The sequence below is a fragment of the Nocardia crassostreae genome (assembly GCF_001613405.1).
Lineage (GTDB): Bacteria > Actinomycetota > Actinomycetes > Mycobacteriales > Mycobacteriaceae > Nocardia > Nocardia crassostreae.
Genome location: NZ_BDCH01000019.1, coordinates 254,412 through 273,871, shown reverse-complemented (window position 1 = coordinate 273,871; position 19,460 = coordinate 254,412). Strand labels below are relative to the sequence as shown.

Here is a 19,460-nt window from a genome sequence, read left to right as displayed (position 1 = left end):
TGCCTCGAATGGGTTTGGGCACCTGGCAGGCCAAGGGCGAGGACGCCTATCGCGCGGTGCGCTCGGCGCTCGACGCCGGCTACCGGCATATCGATACCGCCAGGCTGTACGGCAATGAAGAACAGGTCGGGCGCGCCATTCGAGACAGCGGAATCGACCGCGACAGCCTGTTCCTCACCACGAAATACGCCCAACGAGAGGTGGGCGGGGAATTCGAGGCGCTCACCGCGAGCCTGAGGAGGCTGGGCGTGGATCGAGTCGACCTGTGGCTCATGCATTTTCCGCTCAGCGATGCCGCGGACAATGCCCGAGTCTGGGAACGATTCCTGGCAGCCGCGACCGACGGCGCGGCTGCGTCGGTGGGCGTCAGCAACCACAGTGTCGAACAGTTGGACGCGCTCACCGCCGCGACCGGACAGCGGCCCGCAGTCAACCAGATCCGCTTCAATCCGGTGCTGTACGACGCGCAACTGATTGCGGCCCACCGTGATCGCCAGATCGTTCTGGAGGGGCACAGTCCGTTGCGCTGTCCGCCGCTCGATCATCCGACCTTGGTCGCGATCGCCGAGCGGCGCGCGGCGACCCCGGCTCAGGTCGTGCTCGCCTGGCACCTCGCCCACGACATCCCGGTCATTCCGAAATCCGTTCATCCGCAACGGATCATCGAGAACTATCGGGCACTCGAGCTGCGCCTGACTCCAGAAGACGTGGCAGAGATCGATGCTCTCGGACGTGGCACGCTCGCGGCGAGTTCACGCTCGAGCGGGGTGCGATAGGCCGGGGTGAACCGGCGGCCGTCGAGATAGGTGGTGAGGCGGTCGATTTCGATATCGATCGCGCGGCGGCCATCAGCCCCGGGGTCGGAGAGCAGGTGGGTGGCGAGGCTGCCATCGGGACGCTGGGCCCAGCCGCCGACGATCCGGCCGTTCCACCAGATGGTCGGGCCGATATTGCCCATGCGGTCGAACAACGCGGGGATGTGTGCGGGATCGAGGTAGAACTCGCGCTCGCGCCATCCCATCGGAACGGGGTCGAGGGCGGGCAGCAGCAGCGCCGACGGCGCCGGCGGATCGAAGGGATCGAGATGAAACGACAGGGCATGACCGGGGCGACCGTCGAGGGTGACCTCGACCGCCTCGATATCGCGCAGGGCCTGTCGGGTGTCGGTGACCGTCCATCCCGTCCACCACTTGATATCGGCGACCGTGCCGGGCCCGAAGGCGGTCAGCCACATCCGGGCCAGTGTGGCGCGGGCTTCGCGCACGGGGATCTCGGGCAGGTCGGGTGCGAGGGCCCAGGCATGCTGATTGCTGGTCCACTCGCCGCGGCGCTCGGCGCGCACCACCGCGCCGTCGGCGGCGAGCGCGAACATCACCTCGGTCGCCAGACTGCGCCGGGACTCGTAGGACTTTCCGACCGAAACCACGAATTGCCTTTGCAGCGAGGGGATCTCGGCGGCGATCTCGCGCGTGGTCGCCGTGCCCCGCTCACCCAGCAGCGCCAGGATGTCACCAACCACGCCGGTGGCCGTCGTGGCGGCGTCGAGACCGGATGCCTCGAGGACTCGGGCCAGCCCTGCGGCGCGAGTGGCGGCCTGGGCACGGCTCGTTGCGGCCAGCAGAATCGGCGCGGACGCCGTCGAGGTGGCGAACAGTGTGCCGCGCATGGCGATCATGCGCACCAGACGGTCGCGGTCGTAAAGCGCCCGCTCGATCTCCGCATGGCACGGCTGCGCCAGCCTGGCCGCCGCCGCGAGATAGACCGACGCCGGATCGGTGGCGTGCAGGGCCACCATGTCAGCAGCCACCTCGCAGGTGGTCGAGGCTCGACGCTGAACCGTAGGCATGAGCGTGCTCATCAGCCGCGCACGTCGCTGGTCGCCGGTGATTACAGGCGCTGTCAGCGGCACTTTTCGCACGCTCACCTGGTATGTCTCCTGCCTCGCCGAAAAAGTATGTATAACTGTACAGTACATGTGTACATTCATTTCAGCTACCAGTTCGCAAATATCGCGACGAGTGTGAGAGGAGGGGTTGTGAACGCCATCGCGCCGACCATCGGAGTGACCGATACGCGAGCGTCGATCGCCTTCTACACCCGGCTGGGCTTCACCGCGCTGCCCGCGACGGGCGGACCGAGGGTGCTGCTCTACGACGGCGACTTCGCGCTGATGCTGACCCGGGAACAGGACCTGCGCGGCTGGCTCGCACCGCACCGGCACACGCCGGTCGGCAAGTTCGGAACCCTCTACCTGGGGGTCGACGACTTCGAGGCGACCGTCGCGCGCTTTCGCCCGCACGTGGAGGTGGTCAAGGAGGTCGCCCGCACCGCGGCCGGTGGTCCACCGGCGTTCTACTTCCGTGATCCGGACGGCTACGTCATCGGCGTCAGCCCGAAACAGCAGGTTCGAAAGGAGTGGTGATGGATATCGTCCAGACGGCCGCCCAATGGGCCAAGGAATACGAAAGCGCCTGGAGCGCTATGGATCTGGACCGCATGGGTCAGCGCTACGCCGCCGACTGCCTCGGTCAGAATCCATTTCAGGAGGTCGTGCACGGGCGGGCCGCGCGGGTGGCGAATCTGGCCGGGATCTTCCCGCACATCGCCCGCTACGACGTGCGATTCGGCACGCCCTACACCCGCGGGCACAGCTCCGCGGTGGAGTACTGGGTCACCAGTTACGGCCTGGACGGCTCGGAGCTGACCCTGGCCGGGGTGAGCCTGCAGGAGCACACCGCCGACGGGTCGGCCACCAATGTGCGCGACTACCTGCTGCTGCAACCCGGCATTCACACGCCACCCGTCACCTGGTACAAATAGCAATTCCCCCAACGGGTTTCGACCACTAGAGAAGGAGCACGACAATGACACTCGCACCCTGCCTCAGCGTGAAGGACACCGCCTCGAGCATGGCCTTCTACAAGACCCTCGGATTCGAATTCGATTCCAGCACCGCGGGACCCGGTGATGACATTCATCTGATGTTCTATCAGGGCGAATTCTGCGCCATGATCTACCTCAACGCCGATCTGAAGAATTGGCTGCCGGTATTGGCCGACACCCCCATCGGTTGCGCGGGCATGCACTACCTCGGTGTCGATGACCTCGACGCGGTGTACGCCCATTTCTCCAAGCACGCTGAGATCGTCAAACCGCTCACCCAGCACAACGGAATGAGCATGTTCTATTTCCGTGACCTCGATGGCTATGTCATCGGCGTCAACCAGAAGCCCCCGACCCCGAACTGACCACGACCGAGGAGGTCAATGCCATGAACGCATCGTCGTTCGGCCAGGTGTGCTGGTTCGAATTCGTCACCCCCGATGCCGCCGCGGTCGAGAAGTTCTACGGGCGGCTGCTCGGCTGGACCTTCGAACCGAAACCGCGCACCGACGAACTGCTGATTTTCGCGCCCGGCGCGGCATCGCCGATGGGCGCGATCGTCTAAAACCGCACCGGCGGTGAATATCTGCGCGTCGCCATATCCTCAGCGGATGTGGATGACGACTGTGCGCGGCTGCGGCGGTTCGGCGCGACATTCGTTTCCGCGCCGACCGAGAATTCCTTCGAGCTGGGCGACCCGCGGGGCAATCTCTTCACACTGGCTGGCGCGCCGGACACTGTGGCTCCGGCCGAATTCCGTCCGGTGCGCGGATCGATGGTCTGGTTCGAGATCGGAACCAACGACCCCGAGGCAACCCGGGCGTTCTATTCCGAAGCTTTCGGCTGGCGCTTCGAATTCGATGCCAACGCCGACGGCAAGCAGTACTACAACATCTTCACCGGACCGCAGTGGCCTACGGGCGGCATGTACGACCTGCGCCCGAACGGCGCCGACTACCTGATTTCCGCCTTCCTGGTCGGTGACGTGCCCGCGCTGGCGGACACGGCCGAAAAATACGGAGCGACCATCGAATTCGGTCCCGACGGCACACCCGACGGCTTGAAGTACGTGCGGATCATCGATCCGAACGGCAACCGCTTCGAGCTGTTCTCCAATCCCGGAATGTGACGTGGCGCTCTTCGATGTCGACGACCCCGAACGCGGCCGCGTCGCCGCGTTCGGGGGCATGACCTTCCACGAAATACGCGCAAGGACAATGCTCAACCGGATGGCCGGAGCGCCCGCCGGTGGCATGGCGTGGACGATGAATCCGTATCGCGGCTGCGCGCACGCGTGCACCTACTGCTTCGCCCGCACCGGGCATCAACGGTTCGGATTCGGCATCACCGAGGACTTCAGCAGCCAGATCGTGGTGAAAATCAATGCCGCCGAGGTGCTGCGCACCGAATTGCGGCGAGGGAGAGCGCAGGGCGACTGGGGGATGATCGGCACCTCCACCGACTGCTACCAGCGCGCCGAAGCCCGGTATCGCCTCATGCCCGACATCCTGCGCATCCTCGCCGACTATCGGATCAACTTCACCACGACCACGAAAAGCGCACTGCTGGCCCGGGATACAGATCTGTACGCCCGCGCGGCGGAGCGCTCGCAAGTACTGGTGATGACCTCGCTCGGCGCCCTCGACGACCGGATCCGGCGAGCCTTCGAACCCGCCGCGTCGCCACCGCGCGCCCGGCTCAACACAATTCGCACACTCAGCGCCGCCGGAGTGCCCGCCGGTGTGCTCATCGCGCCGATCATCCCGCACGTCGGCGATCATCCCGACGCGCTGGACGCGCTCGTCGACGCCTGCGTGGAAGCCGGTGCGAGAGTGGTCTTTCCTGATGTCATGCGTCTCAAAGCCGCGCTGCGGCCCTGGTTCCTCGGGCGGGCGGCCGCTGACCTGCCCCCGCGGCTGGCTCGGCGGCTGACCGACAGCTACGGCCGACAGCCGGCCATGCCCGAGGACTACATTCGGCGCGTCACCGACCACGTCAACGCCCGAGCCAGGGCGCACGGCCTCCCGGCGTGGTCGGACTACATCGCCGCACGATCGACCCGGCCCCCGGAGCCGCCGCGTCAAGTGCGGCTGCTCTGAGGCCATTACGTACGCTTGGGCTGTACACCTGTACACAACGAAAGGGCTCCATGCCGCCGACCACGCAGCGCCGACGCCACACCGACAAGCCACGCCGGGAGGTGATCGCCGAGGCCGCCGAACGCGTCCTCGCCAAGCGCGGCGTCGAGGGACTGACCCATCGCGCCGCCGCCGAGGAGGCCGGGGTCCCGCTGGGCTCCACCACCTACTACTTCGCCGACCGCGAAGACCTCATCGGCGCCGCGGTCGAGCGCATGGTCGACCGATACGCCCAATACCTGAACGACTGGGTCGCCGAGCACGGCCACGACACCCCGCATCAGGTGGTGGAGTCGCTGGTGGACGCGGTCATGCGCTGCTTCGGCGAGGAGCACGAGCGGCAGACCTTCGAATTCGAGCTGTATGTCGCCGCCGCTCGCCGCCCCGGTCTGCGGCCGCTCGCGCAGCGGTTCACCGAACTGTCGCTCGAGACGCTGGCCCCCTACCTCGAGCCGGTCGCGGCTCGTGCGGCGACGATCGCCATGACCGGGCTGATCCTGCACGGCATGGCCTCGCACACCCCGCCCACGCGCGACGAGGTCGCCGCGGTCCTGCACTACGCGGTGCGCACCGATCGCCCGTGACCGATGTAATCCAGCTCACATGGCAACGGTCTGGCTAACAGGACTTTCGGTGTCCTAATAGGCTCCTACCTTCGGTGCATGACAATCACCGGCATCTCCGAAGAACGTGTGCAGGCCGACCCGCGACGATGGGTGGCCCTGGCCGTGCTGTTGGCGGCGGCATTCATGGACACGGTGGATGTTACCGTGGTCCACATCGCGATCCCGAACCTGGTCCGCGACATCGGCGCGACCTCCGCACAGATCCAGTGGATCACCGGCGGCTACGCCCTGGCATTCGCGCTCGGCCTGATCACCGGAGGACGCCTCGGTGACATGTTCGGCCGCAAGAAGATCTTCATGCTCGGCGTCACCGCGTTCACCCTCATGTCCTTGATCTGCGGCATCGCCACCGGGCCCGAGATGCTGCTCGTCGGCCGTATCCTGCAGGGCGCGAGTGCGGCGCTGATGGTGCCGCAGGTGCTGTCGGTCGTGCACGTCACCTTCCCCGAGAACGAACGCTCCAAGGTGTTCGGCGTCTACGGCGCGATCCTCGGACTCGGCACCGTCGCCGGACCGCTCATCGGCGCGGCGCTGGTCGAGGCCAACCTGTTCGACCTGCATTGGCGGCCGATCTTTCTGGTGAACCTGCCGCTGGGCGTCATCGGCCTGATCGCCGCCGCGCTCGTGGTGCGTGACTCGAAATCCGAGCACGCGACGCATCTGGATCTGCTCGGCGTCGCGCTGGTCACCGCCGGGCTGTTCCTGCTCATGCTGCCGCTGACACAGGGGCGCGAACTCGATTGGCCCGCATGGTCGATCGTCATGCTCATCGCGTCCGCGCCCGTGCTGGCGCTGTTCATGGTCCACGAGAATCGCCTCGCGACCCGCGGCGGCCAGCCGCTCGTGCCGCTGACCCTGTTCCGGGCGCGCACCTTCTCCGCCGGAATGGCCGTGCAGCTGTGCTTCGGCCTCACCTCCGGCATTTTCTTCCTCGCCTGGACCCTCTACCTGCAGCTGGGCCTCGGCTGGTCGCCGCTGAAGGCGGGCCTGTCGGGCATCCCGCTCTCGCTCGCGCTCATGGTGGGCGCCGCCGTGTCCACCCAGGTCCTGGTGCCGCGCTTCGGCCGGACCGTGCTGCAGATCGGCGGGGTCATCTCCGCGGGTGGCGCGCTGCTCTACCACGCCTTCGTCGCCCACGACGGCACCGGAATGACGTTGGCGCAGAACGCGATTCCGATCACCCTCATGGGCATCGGCTTCGGCCTCATCATCGCCCCGCTCGCCGACCTGACCCTGTCCACGGTGCCGCACGAATCCGCGGGCTCGGCCTCGGGCCTGTTCAACACCGTCGCCCAACTGGGTTCCGCACTCGGCATCGGCATCTCCTCGCTGGTGTTCTTCGGCCGCCTCGACGCGGGCCACACCATGCTGGAAGCATTCGGCTACTCCCTGTGGTACGTCGCCGCAGGCTTCGGCATCGCCATCGCGGCACTGTTCGCCCTGCCCCGCGCCCTCCGCCACGACCCGGCAGCCACCGCAGCCGTCGCCTGACCCCACCCCGACCATCCGCAGGAGGTCGCCATGCACATCGACGAGCCATACCTCAGCCTGTTCGCCCGCACCAGCGCCACGCTCATCCGGCGTCAGTCGGCGGTCGCCATCATCGGCGCAGGCATGTCCGGACTGTGCATGGCGATCACCCTGCGCCGGGTCGGAATTCACGACATCACCATCTACGAGCAGGCCCACGAGGTCGGCGGCACCTGGCGCGACAACACCTATCCCGGACTGACCTGCGACATCCCCGCGCACTTCTACCAATACAGCTTCGCACCCAACAACGACTGGACCCACCTGTTCGCGCCCGGTCCCGAGATCCAGGACTACCTACGCCGCACGACCGATCGATTCGATATCCGCCGCCACATCCGGTTCGGCACCGAGATCACCGAAGCCCGCTTCGAACACGACCGGTGGCAGCTACACACCTCCTCCGGAGCGATCGCCCACTGCGACTTCCTCATCGCCGCAACCGGAATCCTGCGAGTCCCGAAAATCCCCGACCTTCCCGGACTGGACACCTTCGAGGGCCCCATGCTGCACACCGCCCGCTGGGACGCCTCGATCGACCTCACAGGCAAACGCGTCGGCGTCATCGGCACCGGATCCATTGGCGTACAAGTCATCTGCGGTCTCACCGATACAGCCGGACATCTGACATTGTTCCAACGCAGTGCCAATTGGATTCTGCCACTGCCGAATCCACGCATCCCTCGCACCGTCGTACACGCACAGCGCAGGTGGCCGAGGCTGAACCGGCTCGCGTACAGAGCATCCGACGCCACCCTGGGATTCTTCTCCCGGGCCGTCATCCAACCCGGCTGGCGACGAAGCCTACTCGGATCCGCCCTGACCGCCAGCCTGCGCACCGTGGGCGATGCCCACCTCCGCCGGAAACTCACACCCTCCTATCAACCCCTGTGCCGCCGCATGATCGTCTCGGACCGCTTCTACCGCACCGTAAGTCGTGACCATGTCCACGTAGAAACGGTAGGAATCGACAGCATCACCCCCACCGGCATCCGCACCGCCGACGGCACCCAGCACACCCTGGATGCCCTCGTTCTGGCCACCGGCTTCGACGCCCACGCCTACCTGCGCCCCCTGCGACTGATCGGCCCCAAAGGCCGAACCCTCGAAACCGCTTGGCGCACCGGCCCGAAAGCCCACCTCACCGTCGCCCTCCCCGGCTTCCCCAACTTCTTCATGCTCCTCGGCCCCCACAGCCCCGTCGGCAACTACTCCCTCGTCCCCATCGCCGAATCACAGGCCCAGCACATCCTCGCCTGGATCGACCGCTGGCGCGACAACCTCTTCGACACCGTCGCCCCCACCCATCGCGCCACCGCCGCCTACAACGCCGAACTCCGCGCCGCCCTACCCCGAACAGTCTGGACCAGCGGCTGTTCCAGCTGGTACCTCGACCAGAACGGAAACCCCGAACTCTGGCCCTGGACGCCTGCCGACCACCGCAACCGCCTCACCGCGACCCCCAACCCACGCGACTACGACCTCCGGCGGACCCACGATCGACTGCCGCTCTCATACCCGCTGACCTGGGGGGCTGGCTGACAGCAACCCCCGGATGATGCGAACCTGCGTTCAGGCTGTCGCTACTGGACTCGATGGCCACTTCTCGACCGACCCGGCCGTTGTCACGATCCGCTGCACCGTCGACCGCATCGCAAACGATCTTCCCCAGATGGTGTCCAAGCCCGCACTTTGGCCCAGATGGTCAGCCTGCGAGCGGAGAATGCGTCAAGGGGCTGGAATTGGCGCACTGGTGAAGACACGAAAGCGCGCGGGTTGGCCCGGTCGAATCAAAACATCACTGTAATATTCGGGTGGAAGGCGAGGAGTTACGCCATGACAGATACCGGAGCGCGTTCGCCGCGGCAGCACGCCGTGGTATAGAAGGGACATTCGATGGCTATCGCCCGAATCACCGAAATCATTGCCGCCCCATCGGAAGTGGTATTCGACGTGCTGACCGATCATCGTGGCTACGCCGACATCACGCCGCTGCGGGCCGTGGACCTGGAATGCGAAGGACAACCCGCGCCCAATGGTGTCGGTGCGGTGCGGGTCGTCTACACCCTGGGGCGCCGGTTTCCCGCCGTGCGCGAACAGGTGACCGAATACCGCGCACCGAGCCGGTTCGCCTACCGGATCGTGTCCGGGCTGCCCGGTGACATCCACGGCGAGGTGGAGCTATCGGCCGCGCCCGGGGGCACCCGGATGGACTACCGCCACGAAGTGGTGCCGCCCTTCCCGCTGCCGGAAACCCTGGTGCGGGCCGGAAGCCGTTTCGTGATCGGATTCCTGGTGCGCGGCGTGGCCCGGGAAGCGCGGCGATGGCACGGTCGGGCCCGGACAGATGCGTAGACTGGCGCGACCGGGCCGTTCGGGTCTGTGCACTGCGGAAATGGAGGAGCTGGTGTCGGCGCGTCGCGAGCAGATCCTCGACGCGGCACGAGATCTCATCGTGCGCGATGGGTTCGCCGGGGCGAGCATGCATGCCATCGCGCGGGCTGCGGGGCTGACCCGCCCCGCGCTGTACGCCGAATTCGGTGACCGGGACGAGCTTTTCGCCGCCCTTGTCGACCGCGAAGAGCGGCGGGTGCTGGACATGGCGATGGCGTCGATGCCCGAGTTGCCACCGGACGCCGATCCGGCCGAATTCGCCGTGCGGCTGGCCGACGCCTATCTGGATCTGGTGCTGTCCATGCCGCAGAGTGTCCGGTTCGTCCTGATGCCCGCCGAGGGCGCGCCGTCTGGCACGTCCGAGCGCGTCGAACGCGGCAAGGCCGAGGTGCGGGCCCGCAGCAAGGCGCTGATCACCATGGCCGCCGCCCTCCAAGAGCGTGAGGTGGACGCCGAACTGCTCAGCCACGCCGCGTTTTCGGTCAGCGAGACCGCGGCTCGGCTGGTGCTGGAACCGGATCGCGACGACAGCCGGGAGGCGGTGTCCAAGACGCTGCGCTGGCTGGCGCGGCGCACCGTTTCGGCCGCGCCGGAAAAGCGGGGATAGTGCCATGTCCGGGACCCGAACAGCCAAGCGGCGCTACCCGAAGCGCCTGTCCCCGGCCGACCGCCGCGAGCAGCTGCTGGACGCCGCGCTGCGGATCGTTGCGGAGGGTGGGTTCGGCGAGGTGAGCATCGCGTCGGTGGCCGAGCGCGGCGGGGTGTCGCGCCCGGTCGTCTACGACTCCTTCGGCAGCAGTGCGGAATTGCTCGACCAGCTCATTCGCCGCGAGACTGCCCGCATGGCGGTGGCCGTCGACCGCGCTACGGCCGGACTCGACGATCCCGACGCCGATCCCGCCGCCGCCCTGCGCGCCGGACTGGAGCGCTTCCTGTGCGAGGTGCGTGCCATGCCGGACACCTGGCGGCTGGTCTACTTCCCGATCGACGGCGTCCCGCCGGCGCTGCGGGATCGAGTCGCCCTGGCGCGCGACGAACTTCGTGCACCGCTGCGGCGGGCCTTCGGCGAGTGGCTGGCGCGCCATCCCGCCGAGGCCGGCGAGGTCGATCTCGATGTCCTGGTCCGGATAGTGCAGGGCCTCATCCAGACCGGCGCTCGCCTCATCCTCGACGACCCCGAGCACTTCGACATCCCCCGCGTGGTCGCCCTGCTCGACCACTTGCTCACCGACTTCTCCTGAGCCGTAAAGCGTTTCAGCCGCCAACGGTACAGTTCGCTCCGAGAGGTGGGGCTGAAGGGGGCTGAGTTCCCAGCGCGGCGCGGTCGATCGTTCCGGTCGGGCGGTGACTGGCGACGGAGAAGGGGAGCGGGATGGTGCGTTCGGCGATCCGATCGCTGTGTCCGGGTTCCCGCGGTTCATGGCCGGCGCGGCCGGGACGGGACCCGGGTGTGCGCTGCGCGAGCAGGCCGAGCACTGCCTCGTTCGTGATCTTCAGGCCGTTTCCTTCGCGGTCGACGGGATCACCTGGCTTGCAAGGTATTCGGCGATGGCGGTGCTGACCGGTTCACCGGGCAGGGCCGCGCCGGTGACCATGTCGATGTGGCGGTAGCCGGTGGCGTGCGTGGGGTCGTCCGGGGTGAGGCGGGTGACGCGCAGCAGGAAGGGCACCAGGCTGTCCCGGTCGCTGAGCACGTGCAGGCTGGGCAGTTTCGCCGCCCCGGCGGCGTGCCGGTGCCCGGCCAGGTCGCGGGTGCGCGCGCCGGCGAGTGCGGTCCACAGGTCGTAGTGCACGTGCATGGGGAAATAGGACTCGAAGGTGGCCAGCGGGCCCGCCGCGAGGGTGCGGGCCAGTTCGTCGATGTCGGCGGAACCGCCCGGCCGCCACCGGTAGAGCGTGTCGCGGTCGGCGGGGACGACCGTGGGCGCGCCCAGTATCGCGCGCACGGCCCGGCGGACGCCGGGAATCCGGCGGGCGGCCCGGGGCGCGGGGAAGGTGGTGCGCGGCGTGGTGGGACCGGCGAGACTGCCCATGCTGGAGGTGAGCGGGTCGATCGGCAGATGCGGTGCGCCGACCGCGAATCCGAGGGCGGCGGCGCCGGTGAAGCGCAGGTCACGCACGCTGATATCGCGGTTCAGCAGGTCACGGTAGCGGCGCGCCCCGAGCGCGCGGAGCAGTGTCTCCCAGCCCCTCGTACGCGGAAGTCGCCGCAGCACGTCGGTTTCGACATCGCGCTCGCAGGCGGCGGCGGCTCCGAGCAGGTACATCAGTGTCCACATCTTCGCCATCGCGGTGCCGCCGGGCGGCGTGGAGGCGGGAATCAGGCCGCGTCGCAGACCGGCGACGGCGGCGATGTGCGCGGCTCCAGCCGCGCGCCGCAGTCCTGGACGGTGATGCAGACGCAGGGGATCGGTGCCGACCAGGGTGTCGATGGCGATCAGCCCCGCGCACAGCTCATGGCCGGGCGCCCCGTCGAAATCCCAGGCGGCGTACGCGCCCGCCAGGAGCCCGCCGAGTGAATGCCCGCCCAGGTACAGCTTGGTGCGGCGAATCTCGGGGTCGGGCAATTCGCGCACGAGGATTTGGTGCTGATCCTCGATCACGCTCCGCAGGCCGAGCTCGGTCAGGAACTGCTGCCGGTCTCGCCCGCGAAACCCTTCGAAGGTCTTGCCGCCCAACGGTTTCCCGTGGAAGTAGTAGTCGATGGCCAGGCCCGGGCCGTCGGCGGCGTAGGCGGCGCGGATGCAGGTGAGGTCGGTCGAGCCTTCGCTGCGCCGTGCCAGCGACCACCATTCGATGCTCAGCCCGCGCCCGGCCGCCGCGAGGACCACGTTGCGCGCCAGCCGATCCAGCGATTGCGCGCCCGCCCAGGTGCCGGGGTGCACCACGACGATCGCGTCGGCGTCGGCGGCCTCGGCGGGGCCGGTCGCGGATCGGTAGCGCAGGTAATGCAGATCGTTCAGTCCCGCCGGGTGTTCCGGGAAATCACCGGGCAGCGGCGAGGACAGCCGGATGTGGCGGATCTCGACGCCGTCCTCGACGGCGAGGGTGGTTTCGTCGCGGGTGGTCACGGTGTCCTCCTGGTGACGGTGGGGCTCCCCGGCTCCGACCGCGTGGAAGTCCAGCAGTCGTCGAGGAATTCGAGGATCGTCGCGAGCGAGCGCCCGGGATCGGTGTGCAGTTCGTACATGGAGCCCAGGCGCAGTCGGCGGCTGCCGGGCAGTTCGGAGAGCAGCCTGCGCACCTCGGAATCGCGGTGCAGCGGATCGCCCGGATACCCGGCCACCAGAGCGGGCACCCGGATCGTGCGCCGCCGCGCGGGCGGGGGAGCGCCCCGGCTGAACAGCAGGCCCCGCAAGAGGGCGCTCTTGGCACGCGGGTCGCCGCCCAGCGCGTCGAGATACATGTCCCGGATCAGGTTGCCGCCCCGCGGAATTCGCGCGGCGCCCGCGGCGATCGCGCGCATCGCCGGGGCCAGAGCCACGCTTGCGATCAGGAACGGCCCGAAGGCGACCATGGCGGCCGCCCGCGCTCCTTCCAGCACCGGCCCCTCGGCGATCAGGCCGCGCAGCCGCTCGGGTGCGACCAGCGCGACCTCGAGCGCGGTGTTGGCTCCCAGGGAACGGCCCGCGAGTACGACATCCTCGACGCCGAGCTCATCGAGGACCGCGAGCACGTAGCGAGCGAAGCGCGGCATCGAATAGTCGGCGGGAACCACCGGCCGGTCGGATCCGCCGTGCCCGAGTTGATCGAGGCAGAGCACCCGGTATCCGTGGCCGGCCAGCGCGGCCGCGAGGCGCTCGTCCATGCGGCGGTGGAACAGCAGGCCGTGCAGCAGGACCACCACCCGGTCGCCTTCGCCGTATTCGGTGTACTCGAAGCGGTGGCCGAGCGCGTGCGCCGAGCCGACTCCCGCAGTCACGGCCGCGCCGTCCGGTCGTATCCGGGATGCGCGACCGCGAGTTCCCGGCGTACGTGATCCCGCCAGCGGGCCGCCTGCCTGGCCAGGTCGAGATCGTGCGCACCGGAGCGTATTTCGCGGGCGAGTGTCGCCGTATCCGTGAAATCGACCGGCGGGGAGGATAATTCCCGTTCGGCGAGTTCCAGAACGTGCGCGACCACGAGCAGTCTCTTGCGCACGACGCCGTCGGCGCGCTCGGCGAGGCCGCGCACCTCCGTCGCCGCTGCGGACACCAGTTCCCTTGCGGCCGCGGTCTCGCGGACGTGACTCGTCTCGCCCGTCTGGCCGCGCAGGGCGTCAGTTGTGTTCATGGCCGTTTCCTTGGGCGTCGATGACGAGTCGTCTCATGCCATCTCCGCGAGCAGGTCCATGAGGTCCCACTCGACCTCCGCCATGCGGCGGCCGATGGCGAAGCGCTCCAGGTGCCGGTGTACGCCTTGACGGTAGGTCCGTTCCTGCATGAGGCAGTACAGACCCCAGCGCAGTTGGCCGACTATCTCCCAGTAGGCGACCGTGGCCGCGTCCAGCGGTTCGGGCGCGGTCTCGGCGTAGCCGTCCAGCAGCCGCGGGAGCTCGCCGAGGCCGCCCGCCCGCAGCGTGTCCCGCTCGAACCGCCAGGGCCGCAGGCAGAAGAACCCGAGGTCCTGCCCGGGGTAGCCGGGCCCGGCGAACTCCCAGTCGATCACGCCGGTCAGCCCGGTCTCGCCGACCATGAAGTTGCCCAGCCGAAAGTCCCCGTGCACCAGCACGGTTCGCGACACCGTCGGCCGGTTCAGTTCCAGCCACCGGTAGGCGGTGGCGAGCACGGGCCGATCCGGCGCGAGAAAATCCAGCCCGCCCGCCAATTCGGCGAGCACCGACCCGACGGAATCACCGACGGCCCGGGATACGTTCGGGACGTCCGCTGCCGCGGTGTCGGCGGCGGCGTCTCGGCTCGGGGACATGCGGGCAGGCCCGGAACCGGTTGTCCGGGCGGGACCCGGAGGAGTCGCGGTCGACCCGGAAACGGCGGCTCGGGAATCGGTCGCCCCGAGGGTGGCTGCGGCGGCGCGGATGACGGGCGTGGCGTCGGGGCCGGTCCGTCCCGTGCCGGGTGCGCGAGCGGCATCGCCGACATCGGTCGAAGCAACGGCGGCCGAGCTGTATTCGGCCGGGTCATGGTCGGTGAGAACGGCGGCATGGGCGAGGCGGCCCGCAGCGCGGCCGATGGCCCGGACCAGGTCATAGTCGGCCGAACCGGCCGGGTCGAGGGTCTGGATCCGGTTGGGGCTGGCGGTGCCGGGGACGAATTCGCTGAGCATGCCCGCGCTGCCGAAACGGCCGCCCGCCGGTTCGAAGCACACCGGGCGCGGCACCGGGACGCCTGCCTCGGCGGCGGAGCGGGCGGCCAGGTACTCGCGTCGGCGAGAGGTGAGGGGACTGCGTTCGTGCAGTGGATCGCGTTTGAGCACATAGCGTTGGCGGTCGGTGGCGACCAGCCACGAGTCGCGGGAGGCCCCGCCGGGGAGCGGGGTCAGAAGCGGGCGTTCGGCGAAGCGTTCGCCCGCCTCGGTCAGCGCCGCCGCCACCTGGTCGGGGTCGGGGGCGGTGTTATCGTGCACGGTCGTACCCCCGGCGGCGCAGTTCGTGTTTGGCGACGGTCATCAGGTGCACCTCGTCCGCGCCGTCGCCTATGCGCAGCGCGCGGCTCATGGTCCAGAAGCGGGTCAGGGGCACGTCGTCGGACAGGCCCAGCGCGCCGTAGATCTGGATGGCGCGGTCCACCACCTTCTGCGTGGTGCGGGCGGCGTGGACCTTGGCGATGGAGATCTCGCGGTAGGCGTGGTGCTTGCCGGCGGTGTCGATGGCATGCGCGGCTCGCAGCACCAGCAGGCGGGCAGCGTCGATGTCGATGCGGTTGCGCGCCAGCATCTCCCGAACCAGCTGGGATTGCGCCAGCACGCCGTCGCGGTGGGGCCGGGTGCCCGCGCGGTCGACGGCGTATTCCTGGGCGCGTTCGGCCCATCCGACGGAGCGCATGCAGTGGTGAATTCGGCCGGGGCCCAGGCGATCCTGTGCGAGCAGGAACCCCGCGCCGGGCTGAGCGAGGACCGCGTCGCCGCCGACGCGCACATCGTGGAAGCGTAGCTCCGCATGGCCGGGGCCGCCCGCGTGGCCGAAAATCGGTACCCGGCGCACGATTTCGAGACCGGTGGCGTCCATGGGAACCAGGAACATGGTGCCGCGCAGGTGTGGTTCGGCCTCGGGATCGGTGCGCGCCATGACGATGCACAGCTGTGCGCCGACGGCATTGCTGATGAACCATTTGTGGCCGTTGATGATCCAGTCGTGGCCGTCGCGGACGGCGGTCGTCTTGATTCCGGTGGGATCGGAGCTGGCGACCTCGGGTTCGGTGAGCGCGAAGCAGGAGCGGATGTCTCCGTCGAACAGCGGCCGCAGCCAGCGTTCGCGCTGTTCGGGTGTGGCGTACTGGTGCAGGATCTCCATGTTCCCGGTGTCGGGGAAATTGCAGTTGGTCACCATGGGGCCCACATGCTGCGGCCCAGTAGTTCGCAGACATGCCCGTAGTCGACATTGTTCAGCCCGTGACCGAGCGATTCGTCGGCCAGAAACAGATTCCACAGCCCGGCGTCGCGGGCCTGTTTGCGCAGCGCGGTCATCAACGGCCCGAACGGTTCCGGTCCGTCGAGCGCGTCCATCTCCGCGTCGAGATCGGCTTCGACCGGATAGAAGACCTCGTCCAGGAACGCCGCGAGGCGCTCGCGGAGTTCGGCTCCGCGCGGGGACAGGGACAGCTCGAGGGTCATGCGGTTCTCCTGCTCGGGCGTTCCAGCTCGAGGCCGGGCCGGTCGACGGATTCGAAGCGGTAGTGGTCGAGCGGGAAATAGCGTGCCCGCAGCAGCATTTCGGGTCCGGTCGCCGGGCGCATCATGGGGGTGTCGCCGTGGTGGTCGAAGTAGTAGCTGTTGGAGCCGGTGCAATTTGCGGCCTGGAAGACCGTATTGCGCTGGCGGCGTAGGATATCGGCGAAATACTTGCGGTGCGGTTCGTCACGGATCTCCACCCAGCTCGCGCCGCGGCGGTCGGTCTCGGCGATGAGCCGCAGGATGTGGGTGGTGGACGCCTCGATCATCGAGAAGTAGGACGGCCCGGTCAGCGAATACGGCGCGAGTATGGCGAACATATTGGGGAACCTCGGCACGGTGACGCCCTCGTACGCCTGGTAGCGGTGCTCATGCCAGAACTTCCCGAGTTCTACGCCGCCGGTGCCGTGGACGGGGAACGGCGGGGTGTTGCCCAGCTCGAAGACCTTGAATCCTGTTGCCAGGAACAAGGTGTCGACCTCGTGCAGGCGGCCGTCGGCGGTGCGGATGCCGGTCTAGGTGATGCGCTCTATCGGCTCGGTCACCAGATCCACGTCCGGGCGGGTGAACGATCGCAGGTAGGTGTTGGAGAACGTCGGGCGCTTGCACAGGAAGTCGTAGCGTGGGGTGAGCTGGTCCCGCAGCGCCGGATCGGGCACCTGCCGACGTAGATGGGCGCGGCACAGTTGCTCGATTCCCTTGCGCAGCATGGGGAATTGCCGCTCGTAGGTGGAGACCAGCACCATGACGGCCTCGGTGACCGCGCCGGTGGCCAGCCGCACCGACACCTGCGAGGCCGGCACGAGATCGAACACCCGCCGCAGCGTGGGCGGGATCGGCGCGTCGAGCTTGGGCACCACCCAGATCGGCGTGCGCTGGAAGACCTCCACGTGCGCGACCCGATCGGCGATCGCCGGGACCAATTGCACCGAGGTCGCCCCGGTGCCGATGACCGCGACCCGCTTGCCGGTGAGGTCGTAGTCGTGGTCCCAGCGCGCGGTGTGCATGGTCTTTCCCGAGAAGTCGTGCAGACCAGCGATATTCGGAGGTTTAGGCTGGGTGAGCCCGCCCGCCGCGGAGATGGCGAACCGCGCCGAGCCGGTGCGGCCGTCGGCGGTGTCGAACCGCCACAGATGCGCGTCCTCGTCGAAGCTCGACCCGGTGATCTTGGTGTCGAACACCAGGTGCTCGCGCAGTCCGTACTTCTCGACCAGGTGATCGGCGTACGCCTTGAGCTTCCGGCCCGGGGCGTAGACGCGCGACCAGTGCGGATTCTGCTCCCAGGAGAAGGAGTAGTTGAACGAGGTGATGTCCACCGCCACACCGGGATAGGTGTTGTCGCGCCAGGTGCCGCCGACATCGCCGGTCTGCTCCACGATCACGAAATCGTGGTATCCGGCCTGCTTCAGCTTGACCGCGATCCCCAGCCCGGAGAAGCCCGCCCCGACAATGGCGATGTGCGTGTGCAGATCCCGGCTCATGCGCCCACTCCCGTCGCGAGCCGGACCGACCGCAAGCGTCGTGCGCCGGCGTGCAGTCGCTTGAACGCGTAATCGTCCAGCGAGAAGGTGCGGCTGTCCCACCAGGCTTCGACCGCGGAGGACGGCCGCAGAATCGGCGAGTCGCCGTGCTTGTCGAAGTAGTAGCTGTTGGACGCGGCGCAGTTGTTGTAGAACACGGTGGCCGGTTGGCGGTGCTGGACGTAGTCGAAATAGCGTTGATGCGCCTCGGGTTTCACCTCGATCCAGGTCGCGCCGGTGCGCCGGGTCCGTTTCAGGCAGCGCAGGAAATGCCGGGTCTGGTTCTCGATGAGCTGGAAATAGGAGCCGCCGGTGAATCCGTACGGCCCGGAGATGAGGAACAGATTGGGGAAGCCGGGAATCGTGGTGCCTTGATACGCCTGATAGCGGTTCTCGTTCCACCAGTCGCCCAATTCCCGGCCGTGCAGCCCGTGAATGGGATAGGCGGGGGTATTGCCTTTTTCGAAGACCTTGAATCCCGTTGCCAGGATGAGCACGTCGATCTCCCGATGCCGCCCGTCGCGGGTGACGATCCCGGTCTCGGTGATCCGCTCGATGCCGTCGGTGACCAGTTCCACGTGCGGGCGGGTGAAGGTGCGGTAGTAGTCGTTGGAGAACGACGGGCGTTTGCACCCGAACCCGTAGTGCGGGGTGAGCTTGGCGCGCAGTTCCGGATCGCGCACCTGCCGCCGCAGATGCGCCGTGCACAGCGCCTCGATGCCCTTGACCAGCAGGGGAATCTGCCGATTGTGCACGATTCCCAGGGTCATGACCGTCTCGGTGAGCGTCGTGGTGGCCGCGCGCAGCGACTGCTGTGTGCCGGGCACGGTGCGGAATATGGTGCGCATCGGCGCGGGGATGCTCAGATCGGGTTTCGGCGCGACCCAGATGGGCGTGCGCTGATACACCGCGAGACTTTCCACCCGATCGGCGATGGAGGGCACCAATTGCACGGCGGTCGCGCCGGTTCCGATGACCGCCACCCGTTTGCCGGTGAGGTCGATTCCGTGATCCCAGCGCGCGGTGTGCAGGGTCGGGCCCGCGAAATCCGCCACCCCCGGAATGTCCGGCGGCTTGGGCTGGGTGAGCACGCCGGGCGCGCCCACCACATAGCGGGCGGTGATCACCTCGCCGGTCGCGGTGGTGCCCCGCCACAGATGATTCACCGCGTCGAATTCACCCGACACCATCTTGGTATTGAGCCGAATGTGGCGGCGCAGACCGTATTTGTCGACGCAGTGGTCGGCGTACGCCTTGAGTTCGACGCCCGGCGCATAGGCCCGCGACCAGTCCGGATTCATCTCGAAGGAGAACGAATAGGTGAACGAGCTGACATCCACGGCGACGCCGGGATAGGTATTGTCGCGCCAGGTGCCGCCGATATCGCGGGCCTGTTCCAGGATGACGAAGTCGTGGATTCCGGCTTCCTTCAACTTGATTCCGACGCCGATGCCGCCGAATCCCGCCCCGATCACGACGACTTCGTGATCGGGAACGGCGGGCGGGACTCCGAGGTGGCTGGGGGTGGTGGCAGCAGTCATTGG

21 protein-coding genes and 1 pseudogene are annotated in these 19,460 nt (G+C 68.0%); 13 read left to right on the top strand and 9 right to left on the bottom strand.

Annotated elements, in window-relative coordinates:
* Positions 1–14 precede the first annotated feature (14 nt).
* On the top strand, positions 15–776 hold the full coding sequence (locus NC4_RS20155) for an aldo/keto reductase (protein ID WP_218021239.1): 762 nt from the start codon (positions 15–17) through the stop codon (positions 774–776).
* Here NC4_RS20155 and NC4_RS20150 read toward each other — a convergent pair.
* Positions 671–1,807 carry a winged helix DNA-binding domain-containing protein gene (locus NC4_RS20150; protein ID WP_218021238.1) on the bottom strand — a complete coding sequence of 379 codons (1,137 nt, stop codon included), beginning with the start codon at positions 1,805–1,807 and terminating at the stop codon, positions 671–673. The genes NC4_RS20155 and NC4_RS20150 overlap by 106 nt on opposite strands.
* Positions 1,808–2,035: 228 nt before the next feature.
* Here NC4_RS20150 and NC4_RS20145 point away from each other — a divergent pair, with 228 nt between their 5' ends.
* From NC4_RS20145 to NC4_RS20095, 12 genes are all read left to right on the top strand, one after another.
* The gene (locus NC4_RS20145) at positions 2,036–2,422 is read left to right on the top strand and encodes a VOC family protein (RefSeq protein WP_067540655.1); all 387 of its coding nucleotides are present in this window, start codon (positions 2,036–2,038) and stop codon (positions 2,420–2,422) included.
* Positions 2,422–2,820 carry a nuclear transport factor 2 family protein gene (locus tag NC4_RS20140; protein WP_067540652.1) on the top strand — a complete coding sequence of 133 codons (399 nt, stop codon included), beginning with the start codon at positions 2,422–2,424 and terminating at the stop codon, positions 2,818–2,820. Before NC4_RS20145 ends, NC4_RS20140 begins: the two co-directional genes overlap by 1 nt.
* 44 nt (positions 2,821–2,864) lie before the next feature.
* Positions 2,865–3,248: a VOC family protein gene (locus NC4_RS20135; RefSeq protein WP_067540649.1), complete on the top strand. Its 384-nt coding sequence runs from the start codon at positions 2,865–2,867 to the stop codon at positions 3,246–3,248.
* 23 nt (positions 3,249–3,271) lie between these two features.
* Positions 3,272–3,448, top strand: coding sequence for a VOC family protein (locus NC4_RS40345; protein ID WP_157554943.1), 177 nt, complete (start codon positions 3,272–3,274; stop codon positions 3,446–3,448).
* Positions 3,449–3,496: 48 nt separating this feature from the next.
* Positions 3,497–4,012 (top strand): VOC family protein, encoded by a 516-nt coding sequence (locus tag NC4_RS20130; protein ID WP_067540646.1) that lies wholly within the window; start codon positions 3,497–3,499, stop codon positions 4,010–4,012.
* Between the two features lies 1 nt (position 4,013).
* Positions 4,014–4,982, top strand: a complete 969-nt coding sequence (locus tag NC4_RS20125) for a radical SAM protein (protein WP_067540643.1) — start codon at positions 4,014–4,016, stop codon at positions 4,980–4,982.
* Positions 4,983–5,032: 50 nt separating this feature from the next.
* The gene (locus NC4_RS20120) at positions 5,033–5,605 is read left to right on the top strand and encodes a TetR/AcrR family transcriptional regulator (RefSeq protein ID WP_067540640.1); all 573 of its coding nucleotides are present in this window, start codon (positions 5,033–5,035) and stop codon (positions 5,603–5,605) included.
* 78 nt (positions 5,606–5,683) lie between these two features.
* Entirely contained in the window at positions 5,684–7,138 is a 1,455-nt protein-coding gene (locus tag NC4_RS20115; protein WP_067540637.1) for an MFS transporter, read from the top strand.
* Positions 7,139–7,168: 30 nt separating this feature from the next.
* On the top strand, positions 7,169–8,719 hold the full coding sequence (locus NC4_RS20110) for a flavin-containing monooxygenase (RefSeq protein WP_084529445.1): 1,551 nt from the start codon (positions 7,169–7,171) through the stop codon (positions 8,717–8,719).
* Between the two features lie 354 nt (positions 8,720–9,073).
* Positions 9,074–9,532 (top strand): SRPBCC family protein, encoded by a 459-nt coding sequence (locus tag NC4_RS20105; protein ID WP_067540634.1) that lies wholly within the window; start codon positions 9,074–9,076, stop codon positions 9,530–9,532.
* A gap of 40 nt (positions 9,533–9,572) precedes the next feature.
* The gene (locus NC4_RS20100; RefSeq protein ID WP_067540630.1) at positions 9,573–10,178 is read left to right on the top strand and encodes a TetR/AcrR family transcriptional regulator; all 606 of its coding nucleotides are present in this window, start codon (positions 9,573–9,575) and stop codon (positions 10,176–10,178) included.
* 4 nt (positions 10,179–10,182) lie between these two features.
* Complete coding sequence (locus tag NC4_RS20095; RefSeq protein WP_067540627.1) at positions 10,183–10,812, top strand: TetR/AcrR family transcriptional regulator; 630 nt, start codon at positions 10,183–10,185, stop codon at positions 10,810–10,812.
* Between the two features lie 252 nt (positions 10,813–11,064).
* On the opposite strand, the gene NC4_RS20090 is transcribed toward NC4_RS20095, so the two are convergent.
* The 8 genes and pseudogenes from NC4_RS20090 to NC4_RS20060 all read right to left on the bottom strand — a co-directional run bounded on the left by NC4_RS20090 (position 11,065) and on the right by NC4_RS20060 (position 19,457).
* Positions 11,065–12,642, bottom strand: a complete 1,578-nt coding sequence (locus tag NC4_RS20090) for a hypothetical protein (RefSeq protein WP_067540623.1) — start codon at positions 12,640–12,642, stop codon at positions 11,065–11,067.
* The gene (locus tag NC4_RS20085; protein WP_084529441.1) at positions 12,639–13,493 is read right to left on the bottom strand and encodes an alpha/beta fold hydrolase; all 855 of its coding nucleotides are present in this window, start codon (positions 13,491–13,493) and stop codon (positions 12,639–12,641) included. The genes NC4_RS20090 and NC4_RS20085 overlap by 4 nt, the downstream gene beginning before the upstream one ends.
* On the bottom strand, positions 13,490–13,843 hold the full coding sequence (locus NC4_RS20080) for a hypothetical protein (RefSeq protein ID WP_067540617.1): 354 nt from the start codon (positions 13,841–13,843) through the stop codon (positions 13,490–13,492). The genes NC4_RS20085 and NC4_RS20080 overlap by 4 nt, the downstream gene beginning before the upstream one ends.
* Positions 13,844–13,876: 33 nt before the next feature.
* On the bottom strand, positions 13,877–15,133 hold the full coding sequence (locus NC4_RS20075) for a phosphotransferase family protein (protein ID WP_067540614.1): 1,257 nt from the start codon (positions 15,131–15,133) through the stop codon (positions 13,877–13,879).
* Positions 15,123–16,055 carry an acyl-CoA dehydrogenase family protein gene (locus NC4_RS20070; protein ID WP_218021237.1) on the bottom strand — a complete coding sequence of 311 codons (933 nt, stop codon included), beginning with the start codon at positions 16,053–16,055 and terminating at the stop codon, positions 15,123–15,125. The genes NC4_RS20075 and NC4_RS20070 overlap by 11 nt, the downstream gene beginning before the upstream one ends.
* Entirely contained in the window at positions 16,049–16,339 is a 291-nt protein-coding gene (locus NC4_RS41710) for an acyl-CoA dehydrogenase family protein (protein ID WP_218021236.1), read from the bottom strand. The genes NC4_RS20070 and NC4_RS41710 overlap by 7 nt, the downstream gene beginning before the upstream one ends.
* Positions 16,336–17,877, bottom strand: a pseudogene (locus NC4_RS20065) (flavin-containing monooxygenase). Before NC4_RS20065 ends, NC4_RS41710 begins: the two are co-directional and overlap by 4 nt.
* Positions 17,874–19,457 carry a flavin-containing monooxygenase gene (locus NC4_RS20060; RefSeq protein ID WP_067540611.1) on the bottom strand — a complete coding sequence of 528 codons (1,584 nt, stop codon included), beginning with the start codon at positions 19,455–19,457 and terminating at the stop codon, positions 17,874–17,876. The pseudogene NC4_RS20065 and the gene NC4_RS20060 overlap by 4 nt, the downstream one beginning before the upstream one ends.
* Between the last annotated feature and the right edge of the window lie 3 nt (positions 19,458–19,460).